This window comes from Frankia sp. CcWB3 (assembly GCF_977927595.1).
In genome coordinates, this window is the sequence record NZ_CDWRCK010000292.1 from 1 (window position 1) to 4,723 (window position 4,723).

5 protein-coding genes are annotated in these 4,723 nt (G+C 71.3%); 4 read left to right on the plus strand and 1 reads right to left on the minus strand.

The window, feature by feature from the left end:
- The first annotated feature begins 141 nt into the window (after nucleotides 1-141).
- Genes ACY5KJ_RS17695 through ACY5KJ_RS17710 form a run of 4 tightly spaced genes read left to right on the plus strand, consistent with a single transcriptional unit; the run spans nucleotide 142 to nucleotide 3,905 of the window.
- The gene (locus ACY5KJ_RS17695) at nucleotides 142-1,116 is read left to right on the plus strand and encodes a metal ABC transporter solute-binding protein, Zn/Mn family (RefSeq protein WP_462203888.1); all 975 of its coding nucleotides are present in this window, start codon (nucleotides 142-144) and stop codon (nucleotides 1,114-1,116) included.
- Between the two features lie 34 nt (nucleotides 1,117-1,150).
- Nucleotides 1,151-2,068 (plus strand): metal ABC transporter ATP-binding protein, encoded by a 918-nt coding sequence (locus ACY5KJ_RS17700; RefSeq protein WP_462189054.1) that lies wholly within the window; start codon nucleotides 1,151-1,153, stop codon nucleotides 2,066-2,068.
- Nucleotides 2,065-2,988 carry a metal ABC transporter permease gene (locus tag ACY5KJ_RS17705; protein ID WP_462189056.1) on the plus strand — a complete coding sequence of 308 codons (924 nt, stop codon included), beginning with the start codon at nucleotides 2,065-2,067 and terminating at the stop codon, nucleotides 2,986-2,988. Before ACY5KJ_RS17700 ends, ACY5KJ_RS17705 begins: the two co-directional genes overlap by 4 nt.
- Nucleotides 2,985-3,905, plus strand: a complete 921-nt coding sequence (locus tag ACY5KJ_RS17710) for a metal ABC transporter permease (RefSeq protein WP_462189058.1) — start codon at nucleotides 2,985-2,987, stop codon at nucleotides 3,903-3,905. Before ACY5KJ_RS17705 ends, ACY5KJ_RS17710 begins: the two co-directional genes overlap by 4 nt.
- A 64-nt stretch (nucleotides 3,906-3,969) precedes the next feature.
- On the opposite strand, the gene ACY5KJ_RS17715 is transcribed toward ACY5KJ_RS17710, so the two are convergent.
- Nucleotides 3,970-4,723, minus strand: a 754-nt coding sequence (locus tag ACY5KJ_RS17715) for a TetR/AcrR family transcriptional regulator (protein ID WP_462203889.1), incomplete at its 5' end; no start/stop codon positions are given.

The following is a 4,723-nucleotide window of genomic DNA, read 5'->3' on the forward strand; positions in this document are numbered from 1 at the left end:
GGGCGGCGGGGAGGCCCGCCCCGCGTCATCGCCGACCGCTCGAACTCGAACTTGTAACGGTTTCCATTAGCCGCTACCTTTGCGAAAATGAATCCCGGTACTGCTAGCAGGTCCGGTCGGGTGACAAGCAGGGAGATCGTGGTGGATGGTGCACGGCTGGTCACGGCGCGGCGCTGGCGGGTGCGGCCCGGGCGGATGCCGCGCGGCCTGGGGGTAGTGGCCGCCGGCGTGGCGATGGTCGTGGCCGCGTGTGGGACGTCCTCGTCGGAGGACACCGGGACCGGCGCCACCGGCAGCGGGAAGATCGCTGTGGTGGCGGCCGAGAACTTCTGGGGCAGCATCGCCGCCCAGCTGGGGGGCGATCGGGTGGCGGTCACCAGCATCATCGACAATCCCGACGCCGACCCGCACGACTATGAGCCGACCCCCGCCGACGGCCGGGCGATCGCCGGTGCGCGGCTGTTCATCGACAACGGCGTCGGCTACGACCCGTGGGCGGGCAAGCTGGCGGCGGCCAACCCGGCGGCCGGGCGGGTGACGCTGACCGTCGGCGACCTGGTCGGCGCGAAGGACGGCGACAACCCACATCGCTGGTACAACCCGGATGACGTCGCGAAGGTGATCGACCAGGTCACCGCCGACTACAAGAAGATCGACCCCGCTGGCGCGGGCTACTTCGATCAGCAGCGGGCATCCTTCACCGCCACGACCCTCAAGCCGTACACCGATCTCATCGCAACGATCAAGAAGAAGTACGCCGGGACGCCGGTCGGGGCCTCGGAGAGCATCTTCGAGATGCTGTCCCCGGCGCTCGGGCTGAACCTGCTGACCCCGCCGGCCTTCCTGCGCGCGATCTCGGAGGGCACCGACCCGACTGCCGCGGACAAGAGCACCATCGACAGTCAGATCAAGACCGGGAAGATCAAAGTCTACGTCTACAACAGCCAGAACGCCACCCCGGACGTGCAACGGCAGGTTGAGGAGGCGAAGGCGGCCCACATCCCGGTGACCACCATCACCGAGACGCTCGTCCCGGCCGGAGCATCGTTCCAGGAGTGGCAGGTCGCCCAGTTGGAAGCCCTGCGCGGGTCGCTGGCGCAGGCAACCGGCAAGTAAGTGGCAACCGGCACGTAAGCGGAAGGTAACGAGGATGGCGGCGGTGGCGTACCCTCGATCCGGCGGCTCGAGCGCCGAGGTTGACGAGGCGGTGGCGCCGGCCGGCAGCGACCGGCCGGCCGCATCGGCCGCATCGGCGGTGATGTTCGAGGGTGCGGCGGTTCGTCTCGGCAGGCGGATGGTATGGAGCGGGGTGAGCGTCGAGGCCGGCGCGGGGGAGTTCGTCGCGATCCTCGGTCCCAACGGCGTCGGTAAGTCCACCCTGCTCAAGGCGGCCCTTGGCCTGCTGCCGCTGGCCGCGGGGCGGGTGGTGGTGCTGGGCCGGCATCCCGGGCGGGCCCGCGCCGAGGTCGGCTATCTGCCGCAGCGACGGAGCTTCGACCCGTCGGTACGGATCCGGGGGCTTGACATCGTCCGCCTCGGTCTCGACGGCCACCGGTGGGGTCTGCCGCTGCCCGGCGGAGATCGCGCCCGGACAGCGCGGTGGCGCGTCGCCGAACTCGTCGAGCAGGTCGGCGCCACCGGCTACGCCCACCAGTCGATCGGCCGGCTGTCCGGTGGGGAGCAGCAGCGGCTTCTGATCGCCCAGGCGCTCGCCCGCCGGCCCCGGCTGTTGCTCCTCGACGAACCGTTGGACAGCCTGGACCCGCCCAACGCCGCCGCGGTCGCGGCCCTCATCCGCACTATCTGCCAGACGGCGGGGGTGACCGTGCTGATGGTCGCCCACGACGTCAACCCGATCCTGCCCAGCCTCGACCGGGTCATCTACCTCGCCGCCGGCGGTGCGGTCTCGGGCTCTCCCGCCGAGGTCATCACCAGTGCGACGTTAAGCCGGCTCTACCAGGCCCCCATCGAGGTGCTGACCACCTCCGACGGGCGCCTTGTCGTCGTCGGCCAGCCCGAGCCGCCCGCTGTACACACCGACCGTCATAACGGGACCGGCCACCTGTGATCACTGCGGCGGTGGTCGCGACCGACGCGGGCCTGTCGTGGAACCTGGTCCGCGACGTCCGGCAGATGTTCGCCTACCCGTTCATGGTGAACGCGTTCCGGGCCGGAACCATCGTCGCGCTGACCGCCGGGGCAACTGGATGGTTCATGGTCCTACGCCGCCAGGCCTTCGCCGGCCACACCCTCGCCGTGGCCGGTTTCCCGGGCGCGGCCGGGGCGATCTGGCTCGGCCTGGGCGCGACCTACGGCTACTTCGCCTTCTGCCTCACCGCATCGCTGATCATCGCTGCTGTCCCCGGGCTGGGTGGGGCAGCCGGGCGGGCCGCGGAGTCGGCCATCATCGGTACCGTCCAGGCGTTCGCGCTGGCCTGCGGATTCCTGTTCGTCAGCCTGTACAAGGGATTCTTCGGCGGGGTCAACACGCTGCTGTTCGGCAGTTTCCTGGGAATCACCGACGACATGGTCCTCACGCTGACCGCCGTCGCCGTGGCGGTCCTGGCAGTGCTGGCGCTCATCGGGCGGCCGCTGCTGTTCGCCTCGCTCGATCCAGCTGTGGCCGCCGCCGCCGGAGTGCCGGTGCGGGGTCTGTCGGTGGTTTTCCTGATCCTGCTCGGGAGCACCGCCGCGGAGGTCAGCCAGATCACCGGAACCCTCCTCGTCTTCACCCTGCTGGTCATCCCGGCCGCGACCGCACAGGTCCTCACCACCCGACCGGCCCTCAGCCTCACGCTCACCGTGCTGCTAGGCCTGCTGGTCACCTGGGCCGGGCTGACCGTGGCCTACTACTCGCCCTATCCGTTCGGCTTTTTCATCACCAGCTTCTCCTTCGGCCTGTACCTCCTCGCCCGTCTCGCCGTCGGCGCGCGCGACCTGCTCGGCCGGGCCGCCCGCGTCCCCCGGACGACCGGAGCAGCAGCATGACCGCAGCCACGGCGGACACCGGACTGACCGCGATGTTCGAGCACCCGTTCATGCAGCATGCGTTCATCGCCGGAACGGGGATTGCTATGGCGGCCGGACTCGTCGGCTACTTCCTCGTCCTGCGCGCCCAGGTCTTCACCGCCGACGCGTTGTCCCATGTGGCGTTCACCGGCGCACTCGCCGCCCTGGCCACCGGGATCGATGCCCGCGTCGGCCTGTTCGCCGCCACCGTCACCGTCGGGTGCGCCCTCGGCGCCCTCGGCGCCCTCGGCGCGCTCGGCCCCCGCGGCCACGCCGACGACGTCGTCATCGGCAGCGTGTTCGCCTGGGTCCTCGGCCTCGGGGTGCTCTTCCTTACCCTTTACACCACCCACCGCAACACCGGCAACGGCACCGCCGGCGTCACCGTCCTGTTCGGCTCGATCTTCGGCCTGGACGCCTCCCACGCCTGGGAGGCTGCCATACTCGCCGTCCTCCTCTGCCTCGCCACCATCGCGATCGGGCGCCCCCTGCTGTTCGCCAGCCTGGACGGCGCGGTCGCGGCCGCCCGAGGTGTCCCCGTCCGCCTCCTCGGCGTCGGTTTCCTCGGCCTTGTCGGGGCGACCGCCGCCGAGGCCACCCAGGCCGTCGGTGCCCTGCTGCTCCTCGGCCTGTTCGCCGCACCCGCCGGCACCGCCCACCGGCTCACCGCCCGCCCTTACCATGGAATGATGATCTCCACCGCGGTCGCGGTCGCGGTGACCTGGGCCGGACTGACCACCAGCTACCTCGCCCCGCGGATCCCCCCGAGCTTCGCCATCCTTGCCCTCGCCACCGCCACCTACACCGTCACGCTGACCGTTACCCGGCTGGTCGCGGACTCGGGCTTGGCGCGGGCGGTGCGGCACCCGTCCGCGGACGCGCCTCGTTCGGCCTGATCGAACCCACCGGCGCCACCGGTGGCCACCGGCGCGGTCGCGCGCGGTCCGGGGAAGCGCCAGGTCAGAGCCCGAGCAGCCGGCCGCAGATCGACTCGACCGCGGCCGGCAGGCCCGGGTTGTGCCGCAGGTGCGGGGTGCGGGCCGTGTCGTTGGCGACGGAGACCGCGGCGTGCACCCGGATCCGGGCGGCGGTGGGGTCGAGCTCGGGGTGCACGAGCCGGAGCAGGTGAACCCATTCGGTGAGGTAGTCGTGCTGGGCCCGGCGGGCGACGTGGCGTTTGTCCTCCGGCAGATGCTCGACCTCGGTGATCAGTAGCCCGATCAGGTCGTGGTGGGCCTGGGTGAACCGGAGGTAGGAGCCGAGCAGCCGGCGCAGGGCGTCGGCGGCGTCGTTCGAAGCCCGATAGATCGCGCTGACGTCCATCAACAGGGCGGCCGTGCTGCGCTGGAACGCGGTGCGCAGCATGTCCAGCTTGCTCGGGAAGTGGTGGTAGACGCTGGGGCCGGTGATGCCGACGGCGTTGCCGATGTCCTCGATGCCGACGCCGGCGTAGCCGTGGGTGGCGAACATCCGCACCGCCTGGGTGAGCAGCGCCTCGCGGCGGGAGGCCGGCCGCAGCGGCAGTCCGGCCGGTGGCAGTCCGGCTGGTGGTGGTCCGGCTGGTCGCGGCGGCGATGCGGTGCGGGTGCCGGGCAGCGGGGTGTCCAGCACGAGGTCGGTGAGCTCGGCGAGCAGGTCGTCGTAGGCGGGCCGGGGCAGGTCCAGGTGGTGGAAGGACGGGCTTATCAGCACGGCCAGCATCGCCCAGGTGAGC